This window comes from Duganella paludis, from assembly GCF_054461335.1.
The window spans coordinates 2,225,365-2,243,615 of the sequence record NZ_CM136922.1; the positions used below are offsets into that span (position 1 = coordinate 2,225,365).

Genomic DNA, 18,251 nt, shown 5'->3' on the forward strand with positions numbered 1-18,251 from the left:
GTCACGAAAAACGGCCCCAATTGTTAAATCGGGCGCCGTTTGCCGTCCATCCAGTATGCAATCGTTTTCTTGCCACGTCCGCGCCAACTGCCTGCGCTTCAATGCTATAGTTTCTCGGTACAGCTCGCATCGATCACCGAAAGGGAAGCTCTTGTTTCACTGCCGTTCGCGCTTGCGCCAGATCCCTTGGCAACGTTGGTCGCATAGGCTGGCGCTGTGCCTGTTCGCGCTGGCCGTGGCGCCCGCCGGCGCCGCCGAAAAGGTGACGATCCAGCTCAAATGGCTGCACCAGTTCCAGTTCGCCGGCTACTACGCCGCCCAGGACCAGGGCTATTACCGCGACGCCGGCCTCGACGTCACCCTGCTCGAAGCGCGCCCCGGCACCGATCCGCTGCAAACGGTGATGCAAGGCCAGGCCCAGTACGGCGTCGGCAACACCACGCTGCTGCTGGCCCGCAGCATCGGCCAGCCGGTGGTGGTGCTGGCCTCGATCTTCCAGCATTCCGGCGCCAACCTGCTGCGCCGCCTCGAAGCCGACGGCAAGCCGCGCCCCTGGCCCGGCAGCCGCCTGATGATCGCCCCCAATAACGAAGAATTGACGGTGTTCCTGAAACAGCAGGGCGTGCGCCTGGACAGCGTGCTGATGGTCCCGCACGGCTACAATTTCGACGACCTGGCCGAGGGCCGCATCGACGCCATGTCGGTCTACCTGACCGAGGCGCCGTATCTGCTGGACCGCCTCAACCTGTCCTACGAACTGCTGTCGCCGCGCAGCCACGGCCTGGATTTCTACGGCGACGTGCTGTACACCACCGAAAGCGAATTGCGCGAGCATCCGGCGCGCGCCCAGGCGCTGCGCGACGCCACGCTGCGCGGCTGGGTCTACGCCATGCAGCATCCGGGCGAGATCGCCGACCTGATCCGCGCGCGCTACCCGGAGCGCCACAGCCGCGAGCACCTGATGTTCGAGGCCCGGCGCCTGGCGCCGCTGCTCGAGCAGCCGCTGATCGAACTCGGTTACAGCAATCCTGAACGCTGGCGTGGCATCGCCTCCGCCTACATCGCGCAGGGCATGCTACCGGCCAGCTTCAACCTCGACGGCTTTCTCTACCAACCGCCGCAGGGCAATCCGCTGCTGCGCTACGGCGGCATGCTGGTCGGCGCCCTGCTGTTGCTGGTGACGATGGCCGGCGCCTGGCGCCTGCGCGTGCAGGGCAACGCGCTGCGCGCCGCGCGCGCGGAGCTGGGCGCCGTCGAGCGCGCGGCCAGCCTGGCGCTGGAAGGCGCCGACGAAGGCAGCTGGGAATGGCGGCTCGACACCGGCGCCCTGAAGCTGTCGCCGCGCTACTGCGCGCTGCTCGGCTACCGCGCCGACGAATTCCACCCGACACTGGAACAATGGCTCGACCACGTGCATCCGGACGACCGCCCGCGCCTCGAACGCGAGATCCAGGACTACCTGACCAGCAGCGGCGACAGCTCCGGCCGCATCCGCAGCGAGCACCGCATGCGCGCGCGCGACGGCGGCTGGACCTGGGTGGTGGCGCGCGGCATGATCGTCGAGCGCGACGCCGACGGCCTGCCGCTGCGCGCCGCCGGCACCCTGACCGAGAGCGGCGAGCGCGCCGCCGCCGAGGAGCGCCGCATGTGGGCGCTGGTGGATGCCACGCCCGGCGCGCTGCTGGTGGCCGACAAGGCCGGGCGCGTGCGCCACGCCAACCCGGCCTGCGCCCGCAGCTTCGGCTACGAGGGCGACTTGGCCGGCCGCTCGCTCGAACAACTGGCGCCGGAAGCGATGCGCAGCAACGGCCGCGCGCGCGAACTGTTCTCGCGCCCCAACCTGCCGGGCCGCGTGCTGTGCGCCATCCGCGCCGACGGCAGCAGCTTCCCGGCCATGGCGCACATGTCGCCGGTGGAACTGGGCGGGCAGGAACTGGTGATCGTGGCGCTGCGCGACATGACCCAGCGCCAGCGCGCCGAGGAAGCCCTGCACGCCAGCTCCGAGCGCTATCGCCAGATCGTGCAGACCGCCGCCGAAGGCATCTGGATGACCAACGCCGACGACCACACCACCTTCGTCAATCCCACCCTGGCCCACATGCTCGACTACGACGTCGAGCAGATGATGGGCCGCGCCATGACCGACTTCATGGACGACAGCGGCCGCGCCCTGCTCAAGCAGCACCTGCAGCACCGCCTGTCCGGCCAGGCCAGCCAGGGCGACGTCTGCTTCCGGCGGCGCGACGGCAGCACCGTCTGGTGCCTGCTGTCGACCACCGTGCTGAACGCCGATTCCGGCCACTACGCCGGCATGCTGGCCATGCTGACCGATATCACCGCGCGCCGCCAGGCCGAAGGCGCGCTGCGCGACTCCAGCCAGCGCCTGGCCTCGATCTTCAACACCGTCACCAACGGCCTGGTGATGGTCGACGGCCATGGCCTGATCCTCGAACGCAACGCCGCCGCCGCGCGCATGCTCGATCACAGCGAAGAGCTGAACGCCGGCGGCCTGTGGGCCGGCGTGCGCGAGAACGGCACGCCGTTCGACAGCGCCAGCCATCCGGTGCGCCTGGCGCTGGTGACCGGCATGTCGGTGCGCGACGTGGTGATGGGCCTGACGCATCCGGACGGCACGCGCTGCTGGCTGTCGGTCAACGCCGAGCCGATCTTCGACGACGGCGGCGCGGTGCACCTGGTGGTGGCCAGCCTGACCGAGATCACCGACCGCAAGCGCGGCGAGGACGCGCTGCGCGAACTCAATGAACACCTGGAGGAACGGGTCGAGATCCGCACCCGCGAACTCGATCATGCACGCCTGGTGGCCGAGGAGGCCAGCCAGACCAAGGGCCAGTTCCTGGCCAATATGAGCCACGAGATCCGCACGCCGATGAACGGCGTGATCGGCATGGCCTACCTGGCGCTGAAGACCGAACTCGATCCGCGCCAGCGCGACTACCTGGAGAAGATCCGCTTCGCCGGCGAGCACCTGCTGGGCATCATCGACGACATCCTCGACATCTCCAAGATCGAGGCCGGCAAGCTGGAGATCGAGCAGGTCGACTTCGCGCTCGACCACGTGATCCAGACCCTCAACACGGTGGTGGCGCCGAAGGCCGCCAGCCGCGAACTGGAACTGGTGTACGACCTCGATCCCGGCCTGCCCAAGGTGCTGCGCGGCGATCCGCTGCGGCTCGGCCAGGTGCTGATCAACTACGCCAACAACGCCATCAAGTTCAGCGAAAAAGGCCGCATCGAAGTGCGCGTGCGCCAGGTGGTGGGCGACGCCGCCGGCTGCCTGCTGCGCTTCGAAGTGAGCGACTGCGGCATCGGCCTGTCGGAGGCCGAAATCGAAAAACTGTTCCAGCAATTCCAGCAGGCCGACACCTCCACCACGCGCGAATACGGCGGCACCGGCCTGGGCCTGGCCATCTGCAAGCAGCTGGCGCAACTGATGGGCGGCGACGTCGGCGTCAACAGCCGCCCCGGCCAGGGCAGCACCTTCTGGTTCACCGCGCGCCTGGGCATTTCCAGCGCCACCGTGCCGGCCCTGATCGACCGCGTCAAGGACGCCGCCGCCGAGCTGCTGGCCTCCTCGCGCAGCGCGGCCGTGATGGCGGCGCTGAAGAACGCCCGCATCCTGCTGGTCGAGGACAACACCTTCAACCAGCAGATCGCGCTGGAAATGCTGGAGGATGTCGGCTCCTCGGTGTGCCTGGCCGCCAACGGCATGGAGGCACTGGAGCTGCTGCGCCAGACCGCCTTCGACTGCGTGCTGATGGACGTCCAGATGCCGCTGATGGACGGCCTGGAGGCGACCCGCCGCATCCGCGCCGATCCGCGCCTGACCAATATGCGGGTGCTGGCCATGACCGCCACCGCCACCAGCGAAGACCGGGTGCGCTGCATCGAGGCCGGCATGGACGACTTCATCTCCAAGCCGATCCAGCCGGCGCTGATGTACCAGACCATCGCCAACTGGCTGCCGGCGCGCGGCGATGACGACGGCGAGGGCCGCAATGATGGTGAGCTGCGCGGCGGCGCGATAGCGCGGGCGCAGCGCACCGCCTTCAAGACCACGCTGGGCGGCGACCCGGCCGTGATCGATTTATCGATACTGGCCAAGCTGTTGGGCTATCATCCTCATAAGGTGCGTAAGTTCGCCTTCAAGTTTTTGCAAAATACGCAAGATGGCCTGAACCAGATGGAAGCGGCGCTGCAGCGCGGCGACCTGACCACTGTGCGCGAGCTGGGCCACCGCCTGAAGTCGCCGGCGCGCACGGTCGGCGCGCTGGGCATGGGCGAGCTGCTGCTGGAGGTGGAACAGCTGCCGGTCACCGAGAGCGACGCCGGCAACCGCCAGCACGCCCGCGCAGTGCTGCAAAAACTCTGGCCGCTGCTCGAACGCATCACCGAACAAATCATGACCAATACTACTTTCGCCGACGACAACTGACATGCGCATACTGCTGCTCGATGACGACGCCTTCATGCTGGAACTGTTGGCCGACATGATCGCCGGACTGGGCGAGCACACCGTGCTGCGCGAAACCGACGGCCGCCGTGCGCTGATCGAACTGCGCCTGCGCCCGCCCCAGCTGGTGATCTGCGACCTGTCGATGCCGGTGATGGACGGCATCGACTTCCTGCGCCTGGCCGCCGCCCAGCAATACCGCGGCGACGTGGTGCTGCTGTCGGGCGTGGACGGCGCGGTGCTGAAGACCGCCGCCCGCCTGGCCGAGGCGCAGGGCCTGGCCATCCTCGACGCCTGCGCCAAGCCGATGAGCATCGAGGCCCTGGCCACGGTGCTGCAGCGCGCCGCCGCCCGCAGCGCGGTGCCGGCCCCGACGCCGCAGCCGGCCGTGCTTCCAGACAATCTTGGTAAATAGTTTAGCCACTTGCGACAAAGCGCCGCACATTTCTAAAAAATGGGTTATTATTTACGCCATCCCTCGCCTGCCGACCTGACTGCCATCCCCTCCGAGACATTGAAATCGTGCAAATGGCCACCACTTGCTGCCTATGGCAGCGTTTGAGGCACGTCCCCAGGCGTTATTACTGACACTGACCTCATTTGAGGAAATTATGAGCGAAAATATCAAACACATTACCGATTCTTCCTTCGAAGCTGACGTGCTGAAATCCGACCGTCCTGTGCTGGTCGACTTCTGGGCCGAGTGGTGCGGTCCATGCAAGAGCATTGCGCCGATCCTGGAAGAAGTAGCGAAAGAATACGAAGGCAAGATCACGATCGCCAAGATGGACGTGGACTCGAACCAGGCCGTACCGGCCAAGTTCGGCATCCGTGGCATCCCGACCCTGATCCTGTTCAAGAACGGCGTCGCCGCCGCTCAAAAGGTTGGCGCAATGGCAAAAGGCCAGCTGACCTCTTTCATCGACAGCAATATCTAAGATAAGATATCGCTACGTTGTACCAGCGGCGCCGCGCCCGCGACGCCGCTGAATAATACGAGACAACCCACGTAGTCCCCTCCCCTACCTTTACTTTCCCGTCACGGGATACTCAAACAATATGCATCTATCTGAACTAAAGGCCTTACACGTCTCGGCATTGCTGGAGATGGCCATCGGTCTCGATATCGACAATGCTGCGCGGTTGCGCAAGCAGGAGTTGATGTTCGCGATCCTGAAAAAACGCGCCAAGTCGGGCGAACAGATCTTCGGCGACGGCGCCCTGGAAGTGCTGCCGGACGGCTTCGGCTTCCTGCGCTCGCCGGACGCCAGCTACATGGCCTCGACCGACGACATCTACATCTCGCCATCGCAGATCCGCCGCTTCAACCTGCACACCGGCGACTCGATCGAGGGCGAAGTGCGCACCCCGAAAGACGGCGAACGCTATTTCGCGCTGGTCAAGGTCGACAAGGTCAACGGCGAATCGCCGGAAGCCTCGAAGCACCGCATATTGTTTGAAAACCTGACGCCGCTGCACCCGAACGAGCCGCTGCGCCTGGAACGTGACATCAACGGTACGGAAAACATCACCGGCCGCATCATCGACCTGATCGCGCCGATCGGCAAAGGCCAGCGCGGCCTGCTGGTGGCGTCGCCGAAGTCCGGCAAATCGGTCATGCTGCAACACATCGCCCACGCGATCACCTCGAACCACCCGGACGTCACCCTGATCGTGCTGCTGATCGACGAACGTCCTGAAGAGGTTACCGAGATGCAGCGCTCGGTGCGCGGCGAAGTGGTCGCCTCGACCTTCGACGAACCGGCCACCCGCCACGTGCAGGTCGCCGAGATGGTGCTGGAAAAAGCCAAGCGCCTGGTCGAAATGAAAAAAGACGTGGTCATCCTGCTGGATTCGATCACCCGCCTGGCGCGCGCCTACAACACCGTGATCCCTGCCTCCGGCAAGGTGCTGACCGGTGGTGTCGACGCCAACGCGCTGCAACGTCCGAAGCGCTTCTTCGGCGCCGCCCGCAACATCGAAGAAGGCGGCTCGCTGACCATCATCGCCACCGCGCTGATCGAAACCGGTTCGCGCATGGACGACGTGATCTACGAAGAATTCAAGGGCACCGGCAACATGGAGGTGCACCTGGAGCGCCGCCTGGCCGAGAAACGCGTCTACCCGTCGATCAACCTGAACAAATCGGGCACCCGTCGCGAAGAACTGCTGATCAAGCCGGACCAGCTGCAGAAGATCTGGATCCTGCGCAAGCTGCTGTACTCGATGGACGAGATCGAAGCGATGGAGTTCATCCTCGACAAGATGCGCGCCACGAAGAACAATACCGAGTTCTTCGACATGATGCGTCGCGGCGGCTAAAGCCGTCGCCGTCGTACCCGCGCAGGCGGGTACCCATGCTGACCATGGATTCCCGCTGGCGCGGGAATGACGGAGTGTATAAACAGGCAACTTCGGTTGCCTGTTTGCGTTTACCCCGGTATAATCCCCGATCGCATTATTTAACTAGGCAAGTGATCGGCAATCGGGTCAAGAAGCAGGAATGACCGACGAAGTGCTGTTTGGCTACCAAACCATAGAGGCTACAAATGAAAGCAGAAATCCATCCAGATTACCGCGAAGTTGTGTTCCACGACCTGTCGTGCGACTTCAAATTCGTCACCCGTTCGACCATCGGCACCCGCGAAAAAACCGAATTCAACGGCAAAGAATACCCACTGGTCAAGATCGAGGTATCGGCTGAATCGCACCCGTTCTACACCGGCAAACACAAAATCGTCGACACCGCTGGCCGCGTTGAGAAATTCCGCCAGAAGTTCGGTACCGTCGGTTCGAAAACCGCCGTCGCAGCAGGCTAATTTCAGCCGCTTCGCTCAAAAAGCAGCCTTTGGCTGCTTTTTTTGTTGGCCGCAGCATTTTCCTGCATACTCCGGTTCTACTCATAAAAACACACTGATCGATGAAGCCAGTCCGTCTTCCCGCCGCCGCTACCCTGGCCTTGCCGCGCTGGGCGCTGTTCGCCCTCGGCCTGTTGTACATCCTGCCCGGCCTGATCGGCCGCGAGCCGTGGAAGAACGACGACGCCGCCAGCTTTGGCATCATGTGGACCATGGCGCACGGCAGCTGGCAGGACTGGCTGTGGCCGAATGTCGCCGGCCTGTCGTGGCCGGACGAAGGCCCGCTGGCGTTCTGGCTGGGCGCGGCCGGCATCAAGCTGTTCGGCTGGCTGCTGGGCGACGTCATGGCCGCGCGCGTGGGCACCATCGTCATTTTCCTGAGCGGCGTGCTGTCGCTGTGGTACGCCACCTTCCACCTGGGCCGCCGCCAGGACGCGCAACCGCTGCGCCTGGCCTTCGGCGGCCAGCCCGAGCCGGACGACTTCGGCCGCACCCTGGCCGACGCCGCCGTCCTGATCTACCTCGGCTGCCTCGGCCTGCTGCTGCACAGCCACGAAACCACGCCCGAATCGCTGCTGGTGTCGATGACTGCCTTCCTGCTGTACCGCACCGTGCGCTACGTGGAAAAACCGTCGCTGCGCAACGCCGCCCTGAGCGGCCTGGCGGTCGGCCTGCTGACCCTGACGCGCGGCTGGATCACGCCGGTGTGCCTGATGCTGGCCCTGTTCGCCTGCACCCGTTTCCTGGCCCAGCCGGCCATCCGCGCCATGCGCGACCTCGGCGCCATGATCGCCGTCGGCGGCCTGATCGCCGCGCTGTGGCTGCTCCCGGCCGCGCTGCTGGAACCGTATCATCAAGAGCCGCTGAACGCCTGGCTGGGCTGGAACTGGCTGCAACTGTCCTGGCCCGGCTGGGACAGCCTGAAATTCTTCTTCCGCGTGGGCCTGTGGTTCTTCTGGCCGGCCTGGCCGTTCGCCGCCTGGGCGGTGTGGGCCTGGCGCCGCCAGCGCGGCGTGCTGCACATCGTGGTGCCGCTGGCCTTCGTCGGCGTCGGCGTGCTGCTGACGCTGTGCCATCCTCAGCCCGAACAAGCCAATCTGCTGGTGCTGCTGCCGCCGCTGGCGGTGATGGCCGCCTTCGGCCTGCTGACCGTCAAGCGCGGCGCCATCAACGCCATCGACTGGTTCTCGGTGATGGCGCTGACCCTGTGCGCGGCCGTGATCTGGATCTTCTGGGTGGCCAAGCTGACCGGCGTGCCGGCGCGGGCCGCCAAGAACGCGCTCAAGCTGGTGCCGGGCTTCACCCCGGAACTGGGCTGGATCGCCTTCTTCGTGGCGCTGGCGGCCACGCTGGGCTGGTTTGCGCTGGTGTACTGGCGCGTCTCGCGCCGGCCGGCCGTGCTGTGGCGCGCGGTGGTGCTGTCCTCGGGCGGCCTGATCCTCATCTGGATCCTGCTGATGACCCTGTTCCTGCCCGACGTCAACTACAGCAAGAGCTACGCCGGCGTCGCGCGCCAGATCGCCGACAAGCTGCCGCCGAATTCCGGCTGCATCGAAACCAATGTCGGTCCGGCCCAGCGCGCCTCGTTCGCCTACTACGCGCAACTGCCGTTCACCGGCGTCGAAGGCGGCCGCTGCGACCTGCTGCTGTTGCAAGATAGCATCAAGGTGCGCGACAACCGCGAGATCCAGGCGCAGCACCGTGGCAAGCAATGGGTGCTGCTGTGGGAAGGCCGCCGTCCGGCCGACCGCACCGAACGCTTCCGCCTGTTCCGCCGCGCCGACTAAGGATGTGCGACACGGATACAAAGCCGTGTTGCCGCCCGGATCGCATTGCTGCTATGCTTTTCTTCAGAAAGCGGCCAGCCCATGCGATTTATCATTCACATAATATTTCTGCTGGCGACTTGTACGGGCGTGGCTGCGGCCGCGCCGCTACTGATCACCACGGAACACTTGCCGCCGTCGAGCATGCGCGGCGCCGATGGCGTCATCACCGGCCGCGCCACCGACAAGATCCGCGAACTGATGGCGCGCACCGGCACCGACTACAAGATCGAACTGCTGCCCTGGAAGCGCGCCTTCCTGATGGCGCAAACGCAGGCCCACACCTGCGTGTATTCGACCTCGCGCACGCCGGACCGCGAGGGCATGTTCAAATGGGTGGGACCGACCGACGAGGCCGAATGGCAGTTCTGGGGCCGCGCCGACCACAGCTTCCCGCTCAACAATATCGACGACGCGCGCAAGCTGCGCATCGGCACCTACATCGGCGACGCCCGCGACGAATACCTGCGCAGTCGCGGCTTCAATGTCGACGCCGTCAACAACGACCAGGTCAATCCACAAAAACTACTGCTCAACCGCATCGACCTGTGGGCCGTGGGCATCCGCAACGGCGCGGCCATGCCCAGCAATCCGGAATGGTCGGACAAGGTGGTGCCGCTGATGGTGTTCAACCGCGTCAAGGTCTACCTGGCCTGCAACCACGCCGTACCGGAAGAACTGATCGAGAAACTCAACGCCACGCTGGCGGAGATGCGGCGCGACGGCACCTTCGCGCGGATCGACCGCAAATACGATCAGCCGGCCAGGTAGGCCGGCTCGCTGCGGCCGCGCTCAACGCGTGGCCACCACGCTGGTGCCGGCTGGCAGTTGGGCCGTCATCGGCAGGCGTTCGTAGTTGTCGATGATCAGTTCGGCGCCGTCGTCGGTGAAGGTCAGGCGGGTGCCGGCCTGGGTCACGAATTCGCCGGGCGCGACCGGGAAAATTTCCACGCGCTTCTCGCCACGCACTTCCGCGTAGTAATGCGCCACCTTCTGGCTGAACTTCAGCTTGTCGCCATTGCTCAGCGCGTAGGAATACAGATAGTCCGAGAACTCCTGCGGCTTGAACTTGAAGTCCGACACGCCCGGCGCGGTGATCTTGACGCTATCGTTATCGGGCGGCGCGGCGTGGGCCAGGGTGGTGATCGACAATGCGGCGGCGACGGCCATGCTCAACAGGGTGGTTTTCATGATGGTTCTCCAGGATCGTTAAAGGGATGTTTGCGGGGCGGCGCTTAGCGGCGGGCCATGACCAGGGTGTTGGCGGGCAGCTTGCCGGCCACCGACAGTTTTTCGAAGTTGGCGATGCCCACGGTTTCGCCTTTTTCGCGGAACTCGAAGCGGGCGCCGGCATCGGTGACGAAGGCGCTGCGCGAGACCGGATAGATGCGCACGCGGTCGCCGTCATCGAGCTGGGTATAGTAGTGATTCATGCGCGCGCTGAAGGTGACGCGCTGGCCGTTCTCCAGCTGGTAGGTGCTCTTGAAATCGTGGAAGTCCTGCTCCACCATGTGATAGCGCTGGGGCGACTTGGACGTAATCTGCACGCTGAGATCGTCGGCGTGGGCGATGGACAGGGACGACAGGGCGAGCGAAGCCGCGATGCCAATCAGGATCGTTTTCATAGGTGTGCTCCATAAGTTGTGTGCTGAACTACTACCGGGAGCCACCGCTGTAATCTTCAATTCAGCGGTAGACATGATCAGATTAACAAAGCCCCCGGCAAATATCCTGCGCATGCGACGAGCGGTCAAAGCACGCGCACCAACTGCAAAAAAACCGGCATGGACGGCGCCGGCGCCGCATCTGTTGCGCATCGCGGCTTTTTGTGGCCCCCAAGTGATACAAAAGCCGCCGCTGCGGCTATAGTTGCGCAATGAATGCATTGCCGTACGGCAGCATTAGATGACCCCCGGCCGCGCCCCCAGTCTGCGCGCCGGTCACGGCGGCCCTGGCTGCTGCGCCTTATCCCCGCGCTCGGCCCTGGCAGCATGCCTCTCTGGATGGCATCATGTTCACTTTGCACAAACTTCAATCCGCTCTCCGTAACAACTACGTCCGTCTCGCCCTGCTGGCGCTCACCATCAGCCTGGCGATCGTGCTGGGCCTGCGCGCCGAAGTGCCGCAGGACGGCAGCCCCGTGCTGCGCACCCAGGACATCGCCCAGATCACGGCCCTGCCGGCCAAGCGCGCCCAGCTGGAATACCTGCTGGTGGCGGCGCCGCAATCGGAAGCGCCGCGCTACATCATCAAGCTCAAGAACGAAGCCACGCTGTACGTGGTGAAAGTGCCGGGCACCACGCACCTGAGCCTGGAGCGCGAAGTCCTGCTGCGCAACAACATCCCCTACGCCATCGCGCGCGAAGACTACCTGGCCTCGCACAAGGCGGTGATGCTGGACGACGACGTCAGCAAGCTGGCCAAGGTGGGCGCCTTCCTGTCGCGCCATGTGCTCGACATCCTGCTGATCGGACTGGCGCTGTTCCTGCTGCGCCACGGCCTGCCGGGCATGGGCGTGAACGCCACCGTGCTGACGCCGGACCAGCTGGGCGGCAGCATGGACGACCTGATCGGCATGGAAGACATCAAGCAGGAAGTGCTGCACCTGGAAGACATGATCCGCAACCGCGCGCTGTACAAGGAACACGACATCGACAAGCCGTTCAACGTCATGCTGACGGGACCGGCGGGCACGGGCAAGACCAAGCTGGCCGGCTACCTGGCCAAGCGCCTCAACATCCCGCTGATCCAGGCCTCCGGCTCGGCGCTGGAATCGGGCTACATCGGCGGCGGCTCGAAAGCGCTGCACGCGCTGCACCGCAAGGCTTGCGCGCGCGGCAGCTGCATCATCTTCCTCGACGAAGCGCAAAGCCTGTTCATGCCGCGCGGCCGTGGCGAAAAGAAATGGGAAGACGACACCGCCAACACCCTGCTGGGCCTGCTGGACGGCGTGCGCAGCGACAAGGGCAAGGGCGTGATCTGGGTGGTGGCCTCCAACTTCGACGACGCCACCACGCGCATGGACGAAGCCATGCTGCGCCGCTTCTCGGTCAAGATCAACTTCCGCCTGCCCAACAAGACCGAGCGCCGCGAACTGCTGCGCTCCTTCCTGGCGCGCAAGGCCGAAGGCTGCGTCGACTGGGAAGATTTGCAGCTCGACCATGTTGCCGAAATCACCGCCAACCTCAGTCCGGCGGTATTGCAAACGGTGGTGGAACGCGCCAGCATGCTGGCCATCCAGGAGACCAAGGTCATCAACACCGACCTGATGTTCCGCGCCTTCGAGCGCGCCACCATCGGCCTGACCGACCGCGCCACCACGGCCGAGAAGACGCGCCAGCGCGAGCGCGTCGCCTTGCACGAGCTGGGCCACTTCTTCATGCAGATCGATCCATGGCTGCGCGAGGGCATGACGCTGGCGGAAGTGAAGGAGCGCTCGCCGCTGCTGAAGATCTCGACCGAGTCGGTCTCCAAGCTGGGCGCGCTCGGTTATGTGCTGTCGGCGTCGGACGACGTTGCCTTGCGCACGCTGGAAGAACTGGAGCGCGACGTGATCCAGCTGTACGGCGGCGTGGCGGCGGAAGAACTGTTCTACGGCGCGCGCGGCATTTCGGTGGGCAGCCAGAACGACATTGAAAAGGCGACCTCGATGCTGGACCTGATGGTCAACAAACTGTCCATGTACTCGCGCTCGAAGATCGACCACAGTCAGTTCAAGAACAAGGAAAGCGACCTCGACCAGGTGGAAGCCAAGGCCGACGAGCTTTATAGCTACACCCTGAAAGCCATCGCCGACTACCGCGACCAGATCAGCGAGCTGAAGGGCGTGCTGATGGATCAGTATGTGCTGTCCAAGGATGCGATCTTCGCGCTGCTGGAGCAGCAGCAGTTAAGTGGTAAGCATGCGTAAGTAAAAGATCAGCGCCTGCGGCGCCAGCAGGGCGAGGGTGAACCACTGCAGGATCTCGACGCGCAGAAGGCGCGCGTCGAGCCTCCTATCCATCTCGATCCGCCGTTTCTCAAGCGCCTCGATCAGCTTCTCAAGCGCTTTGATATTCTGCTCAAGCGCTACAAGTCGCGTCTCAATTGCCGCAAGTCGCACCTCAAACGCCTCCAGCCGCTTCCCAAGCATCTCGCCTCGCAGCCCAAGGGATGCCAATCTTTCAGCCAGCGCTTTGGCACGCTCCTCGAAAAAAGCAACCTTTACTATCAGCGTAAATGCATCCTTGCGCAGCTCCAGCAGCTCTCCGCTGTGGTAACTGAGTAAGCCGCCGCGCCTCTCTGTGACCAACATCCTGATCCGTACAAAACGCTCTTCAAGCAAGGTCACCCGCTCAACCAATTCCATGGCCGCCTCCGCGCGTAGACGACCATTATCCGCCCGCCCCTCCCTCGTTCCGATTGATTTATCTCAAAAACCCGTCCCAGGGTTGCGGAGCCGGGGCAAATCGGTAATAATGCGGGTCGCATTGCTACACCTGCCTCGGTGGTGGAATTGGTAGACGCAGCGGACTCAAAATCCGCCGCCGCAAGGCGTGCCGGTTCGATTCCGGCCCGGGGCACCAACAGTTAATATTCAAGCGCATCAGTATCAGTCAAAAACCCGCCCATCTCCTATGACGGCGGGTTTTTTATTGACTAAGGCCCGTGCCTGCCTTAATCCCACAAACTTTGATTTTGACGGTATTTCTTACTGTAGGTTTGCTAGGTTAAATCCGTATACTGTCGCAGAGCGAGGCAGCGATGGCGTTGACAGACACATTCGTGAAAATGGTCAAACCCATCTAGGCGACTGGAGAGAAATACCGCGACGGAGAAAACATGTGTCTCCTCGTCACGCGGGCCGGGAAATATGGCGGCTGGACTACCGGTATCTCGGCAAGCACACGACATTGGCCCTGTGAGTCTATCCCACAAATTACTGTCAGTAAGGCGCTTCAAACGCGCCGACGCCAAAAGCCAGCTTGCTGGATGTATCAACCCATGCATAGTGCCACGAGGATAAACTCAGCCGCAGCGAATCTCCAACCAGACGCTTGGCAGTGGCACTCGAATGGCTGAGCACAACGGAAGCCGAGCGCGCGGCCAGCTCACAAGAGAAAATCAGCGGCTGGATCACAAGAACCTGCTTCCTTATCTCGGCGCGCGACCAATCTCCTCTCTCAGACCCAGCGATATCCTGATCACCGCTCAGCGAATGGCAGCACGCGACGCTGTCGAATCAGGCCATCAGGTTCGGAAAGTATGTGAACAAATCGTCCATTTCGCCGTCGCGAATGGAATCGTTGAGCGCATCAGTGCCGATCTAAAAGGCGCCTTAGCCACGCCCGAAAAGACCAACTATGCCGAAATCACCGATCCGAATCATACAATTACGCTTATGCGATCTACAACTATCGGGGGCATCTCATGCCATGGCCGCACTCAAGCTCTCAACCTATTCGTAAGGTCCCGCCAACTACGGCGGCACAATAGGATGAGATTGATTGCGTTGAAGCCGAATGGCGCATACCCCTCCCCGCCAGGAAGCAAATGATGCAACCCTGGATCGATTATCTGGAAAAATCCGCTTTTGGCAATCGAATTATTCATTAATTTGCCACCGAAGTAGGAAATTACCAACCTCGGTACCAAAAAATCCAAAAATCAAACTAAAAACCATTAAAGCCTATTCGAAGAAAATTTTTCATTACGCAACGATAATATTAAGCAATAAATCTCCAATTTTATTTAGAAGGATATATAGTAGCTGAATTGTTTTCATGTCCAAATAGACTATCTGAATTGCCCCAAGATCCTAAAGGATAATGGTAGGGGTTTTCATAACCAATCGCAGTATTGGGAAAAAAATCTTCCAATTCAAATCTGTAATCTATTTCCAATCCGCCCTCATTAGCCAAATCAAGTAATTTATTTGGCAAAGTCATTGCCATTTGAGTTCCTGATTTACGTGACGGGACGATATAACCATAAAAATCATGACTTGTTAAATATCGATATTTTTTACAAACTTCTTCAGAAACTATTCCTTCTTCAACTTGAAATCTTAGCTTTTTAAGTACGTCAACAATTGCACGGATTTTTTTATGAGATAAGTTCCAATATCGACTCCCGATAGAAGCGAATCCATTGAATTCCTCTGGAAATGCAAAAAGCTCCGGCGAATCTGATTTCCAAACTTTGTTATCGTCGTAATCTCTATCCACTGACTTTAAGTGATGTATAGCATCATTCGTCCAAGTCCGACAAACCAAAGGAACAAGCTCACTGCTAGGCGAAGTAACTAACCGTAATCCTGTGGGTCGCCACCCAAGGGTATCTAAAGCTGTTCTAACAACTTCAAGAGAGTAACTCAACCAAGGTTGTCTCTTACTACTAAGCTCTAAGATTAACGCATCGCTCCCGCCCCATTTGAACTCTTGAGCAACGTCTAAAGAATGTTCGCCATATTGATTATTCCATGCATATTTAAATTCAAATGGAGCTTCGATGAAACTACCGCTCGCAATAACTTCACCAATTTTTTTCCATTGAAACCCCTTTTGAGAAGTCATTACTAGAACGGGAATCTCCTCAATTGGGAGCAAAAATAAGAGGGAATTTGGCGGAATTCCGCAAAAACATGCTATCGTTCCCAAAATAAGCGCATTATAAGCTGGATCTTGACTGAATCCCCCAAAAAAACTAGCCACAAGATTTTTCGCAATATCACAGTGCAGAGTCGAAATTAATTTATCATTTTTTACATTAACTTCAGACCTTGAAAGATCTACATCTGCAAGAGAAGGTCTTTTTAAATTCAATAAAAGTGTAGGCATTGCCCAATCGGAATGCATTAATAAACTTGAGAACTCACTTCTTTGAAAGCCACCCCTGCGGCGAACGGCGACGCTGCCGGTTTGCACACCTTTCAGAAAGACCGCTTGTTCTGATTGAAAAATTACACTGTTAAAATTAACCGATTTACCATTGATATTCCAAACCTTAGTATTTACCGTAGATCTTACTTCAGATGGATTATTCGGGAACAACGCTTTATATATACCATCATAGTCATAAGAATCACCACCAATTTTCATTTCAATAAATTTCGTATTTTTTCTAATAAATTCAGCAGAGTCCTCGTCAACCGGTATGATAAAATCTATCACCCGCCTCTCATCTTCTCCAATTTCACCGAGACGCCCTGCATTCGCCACCATACCTTGAACATCAATTTTAATGTTATGCTTTACAAAACGTGATATTTTTTTTATCGCACTATGTATTTTATTTTTTGATATTTCTCGACCCGGAATCTGAATAATCTTCATACGAATGCATGTTCCCACGGGAACTGCCGGCATCCTTTTTATCCTAAAGTAACTGTCACGAGCTGGAATCTCTATAAGAAACCCTTCTCGATTATCCGTTACATTAGGATCTCTGCGAGTTTCGATTTGAATTTCATCGCTCACGGCAAAACAACTTAAGATACCAACTCCAAACTGGGAAATTGCATCCAATCCGGGGAAATTCCGAGCCTCCTTACTTCGGTACCAACTATGGCCTATTTTACAAAAGAAGGACCGAAGGATTTTTTCATCCATTCCGATACCATTGTCCCTCCATTCGATCCAAAGTCCATCGGAATCAGTATTAATTTTTACGTCGATCTCTCCACGCAACAATGCACCTTCAGCACGAAGCACCTCCACTCTAGTATCAATCGCATCAACACTGTTCTGAAGAAGCTCACGCAGAAAAACTAGTGCATCTCTATCATACAGCTCCGAACTCAATAACTGCATTATTCGACTACCGTCAAGCTCGAATCTCAGCTTTAATGGTTCAAATCCCACAGCGTGGATAGTCCAATCAATCCGTGAATCGAGGTCAACATCGTAGTCTCCTGGTATCGTTCTTAAAGTATTAATGGATTTTTCAAATTGGCTTTCGATCCACGATTGCAAGTCCGCCAACGCTGCATACGTTTCTGGATCATATGTAGTACCGGTAACCACAACACGTCGTAATACATCTCCTTGCTTTACCGAAATTGGGGATAAGGCGCGATGGCGTTCCCAATGCATCTTTGAGATCCGATCTTTAGGCGCAATAAACCTCCAAAGCACATAAGGAGTTCGATCCTCACCAATGTCTAATAAGTCAATAAGTCGAACATAAGTCGCGACCGCAGCCAAGTTCACGGCCTCACCAAATACGGACATGCTATTAGGATACATATTGGGATCACGGATCTCTTGAGTATCTAATGTGTGCCCTTCTGCAATTTTGGCGACAGCCTCGGCGAATACAATACTTGTCGGCGCAAGGAGCTGGCGAAGCCTAGCACCACTCCGTAAGCCAGATGTTTCGCGAAGATATTCCTGCCATGCCATCCCCTCTTCAACTCCATGGCTTTTAGCTAATTTTACTTTGTGAATTGCATAATTAGGCTCCCCTGGAAGCATCGCAAATGAAAAATCGTGCGTTAAACTTCCTTTTAAGATTTGAATTTCCGTATCGCCAACTACCATACCCCAATCATGCGAAGCCAACCCGAAAACCAGAAGCGTTAGTTCCGCAGATCGTAATTTATCGTAAATTTTCTGCCCCAAGAGACGGTCGGCCAAAGAAAAAAGGTTACTTATATGATCCACCCAATCATGAGGAGTATATTCTGGGAATACAGTTACAATGTATTTTCCTTCAGCCTCAAGTCGCTCTCGAAGATTATTAAAAATCGAAAGTAAATTGTTTGGCGCTGCCGACATTTCACTAATTCGGAGCGAAAAGCTTTTATATAAGAGCGTTTCTTCAATTTTGGTTGGCATTTTTTATTTTCTTTTCAGTATAAAATTTTGAGCGTTCCAGATTAATTTTGCCTAATACGATTAATTTAATGAATAAAAATAAATTTATTAAAAGTTTTTAGCTTAATCTAAACGAATTTCTGAATTTTAAATTTATTCTTTAATCTTGTCTTTCGACATAAACTTCTTCACGGTAACAGGGATAACCTTCCCTCCCTCCGGCGCAATTCAGTTGGGCGGACTGCACCCACATCGCCTGCTGCAGCCCAGGTTCGCTACTTAATGTGACTTGAACCTTTGA

General features: G+C 59.0%; 14 protein-coding genes and 1 tRNA gene. 10 read left to right on the plus strand and 5 right to left on the minus strand.

All coding sequences use genetic code 11. From position 1 onward, the window contains the following. Positions 1–172: 172 nt before the first annotated feature. The 7 genes from ACXZ1M_RS10030 (at position 173) to ACXZ1M_RS10060 (ending at position 9,926) form a co-directional block, all read left to right on the plus strand. The gene (locus ACXZ1M_RS10030; RefSeq protein WP_459053017.1) at positions 173–4,453 is read left to right on the plus strand and encodes a PAS domain S-box protein; all 4,281 of its coding nucleotides are present in this window, start codon (positions 173–175) and stop codon (positions 4,451–4,453) included. Between the two features lies 1 nt (position 4,454). After that, positions 4,455–4,886 carry a response regulator gene (locus ACXZ1M_RS10035; protein WP_459053018.1) on the plus strand — a complete coding sequence of 144 codons (432 nt, stop codon included), beginning with the start codon at positions 4,455–4,457 and terminating at the stop codon, positions 4,884–4,886. A 196-nt stretch (positions 4,887–5,082) separates the two neighbouring features. Further along, positions 5,083–5,409, plus strand: a complete 327-nt coding sequence (trxA, locus tag ACXZ1M_RS10040) for a thioredoxin TrxA (protein WP_459053019.1) — start codon at positions 5,083–5,085, stop codon at positions 5,407–5,409. 121 nt (positions 5,410–5,530) lie between these two features. After that, entirely contained in the window at positions 5,531–6,793 is a 1,263-nt protein-coding gene (gene rho, locus ACXZ1M_RS10045; protein WP_110845290.1) for a transcription termination factor Rho, read from the plus strand. Positions 6,794–7,020: 227 nt separating this feature from the next. Continuing rightward, positions 7,021–7,290, plus strand: coding sequence for a type B 50S ribosomal protein L31 (locus ACXZ1M_RS10050; protein WP_459053020.1), 270 nt, complete (start codon positions 7,021–7,023; stop codon positions 7,288–7,290). 101 nt (positions 7,291–7,391) lie between these two features. After that, positions 7,392–9,116: an ArnT family glycosyltransferase gene (locus ACXZ1M_RS10055; protein WP_459053021.1), complete on the plus strand. Its 1,725-nt coding sequence runs from the start codon at positions 7,392–7,394 to the stop codon at positions 9,114–9,116. Between the two features lie 81 nt (positions 9,117–9,197). Then, a complete protein-coding gene (locus ACXZ1M_RS10060) occupies positions 9,198–9,926 on the plus strand; it encodes a substrate-binding periplasmic protein (RefSeq protein ID WP_459053022.1) in 729 nt (242 codons plus the stop codon). 21 nt (positions 9,927–9,947) lie between these two features. Here ACXZ1M_RS10060 and ACXZ1M_RS10065 read toward each other — a convergent pair whose 3' ends face one another. Both ACXZ1M_RS10065 and ACXZ1M_RS10070 read right to left on the minus strand, forming a co-directional pair. After that, positions 9,948–10,346 (minus strand): gel scht, encoded by a 399-nt coding sequence (locus tag ACXZ1M_RS10065; protein ID WP_459053023.1) that lies wholly within the window; start codon positions 10,344–10,346, stop codon positions 9,948–9,950. 44 nt (positions 10,347–10,390) lie between these two features. Then, positions 10,391–10,780 (minus strand): gel scht, encoded by a 390-nt coding sequence (locus ACXZ1M_RS10070; protein ID WP_459053024.1) that lies wholly within the window; start codon positions 10,778–10,780, stop codon positions 10,391–10,393. A gap of 386 nt (positions 10,781–11,166) precedes the next feature. Here ACXZ1M_RS10070 and ACXZ1M_RS10075 point away from each other — a divergent pair, with 386 nt between their 5' ends. After that, complete coding sequence (locus ACXZ1M_RS10075) at positions 11,167–13,065, plus strand: AAA family ATPase (protein WP_459053025.1); 1,899 nt, start codon at positions 11,167–11,169, stop codon at positions 13,063–13,065. On the opposite strand, the gene ACXZ1M_RS10080 is transcribed toward ACXZ1M_RS10075, so the two are convergent. Continuing rightward, positions 13,045–13,503 (minus strand): hypothetical protein, encoded by a 459-nt coding sequence (locus tag ACXZ1M_RS10080; protein ID WP_459053026.1) that lies wholly within the window; start codon positions 13,501–13,503, stop codon positions 13,045–13,047. The genes ACXZ1M_RS10075 and ACXZ1M_RS10080 overlap by 21 nt on opposite strands. 132 nt (positions 13,504–13,635) lie before the next feature. Between ACXZ1M_RS10080 and ACXZ1M_RS10085 the strand changes: the two genes are divergently transcribed. After that, positions 13,636–13,720, plus strand: a tRNA-Leu gene (locus tag ACXZ1M_RS10085). 359 nt (positions 13,721–14,079) lie between these two features. Here the strand turns inward: ACXZ1M_RS10085 and ACXZ1M_RS10090 are convergent. Beyond that, a complete protein-coding gene (locus ACXZ1M_RS10090) occupies positions 14,080–14,274 on the minus strand; it encodes a hypothetical protein (RefSeq protein ID WP_459054095.1) in 195 nt (64 codons plus the stop codon). Here ACXZ1M_RS10090 and ACXZ1M_RS10095 point away from each other — a divergent pair. Beyond that, complete coding sequence (locus ACXZ1M_RS10095; protein WP_459053027.1) at positions 14,209–14,691, plus strand: phage integrase central domain-containing protein; 483 nt, start codon at positions 14,209–14,211, stop codon at positions 14,689–14,691. The two genes, ACXZ1M_RS10090 and ACXZ1M_RS10095, sit on opposite strands and share 66 nt — an antisense overlap. A gap of 190 nt (positions 14,692–14,881) precedes the next feature. Here ACXZ1M_RS10095 and ACXZ1M_RS10100 read toward each other — a convergent pair whose 3' ends face one another. Beyond that, complete coding sequence (locus tag ACXZ1M_RS10100) at positions 14,882–17,971, minus strand: HD domain-containing protein (RefSeq protein WP_459053028.1); 3,090 nt, start codon at positions 17,969–17,971, stop codon at positions 14,882–14,884. Positions 17,972–18,251 lie beyond the last annotated feature (280 nt).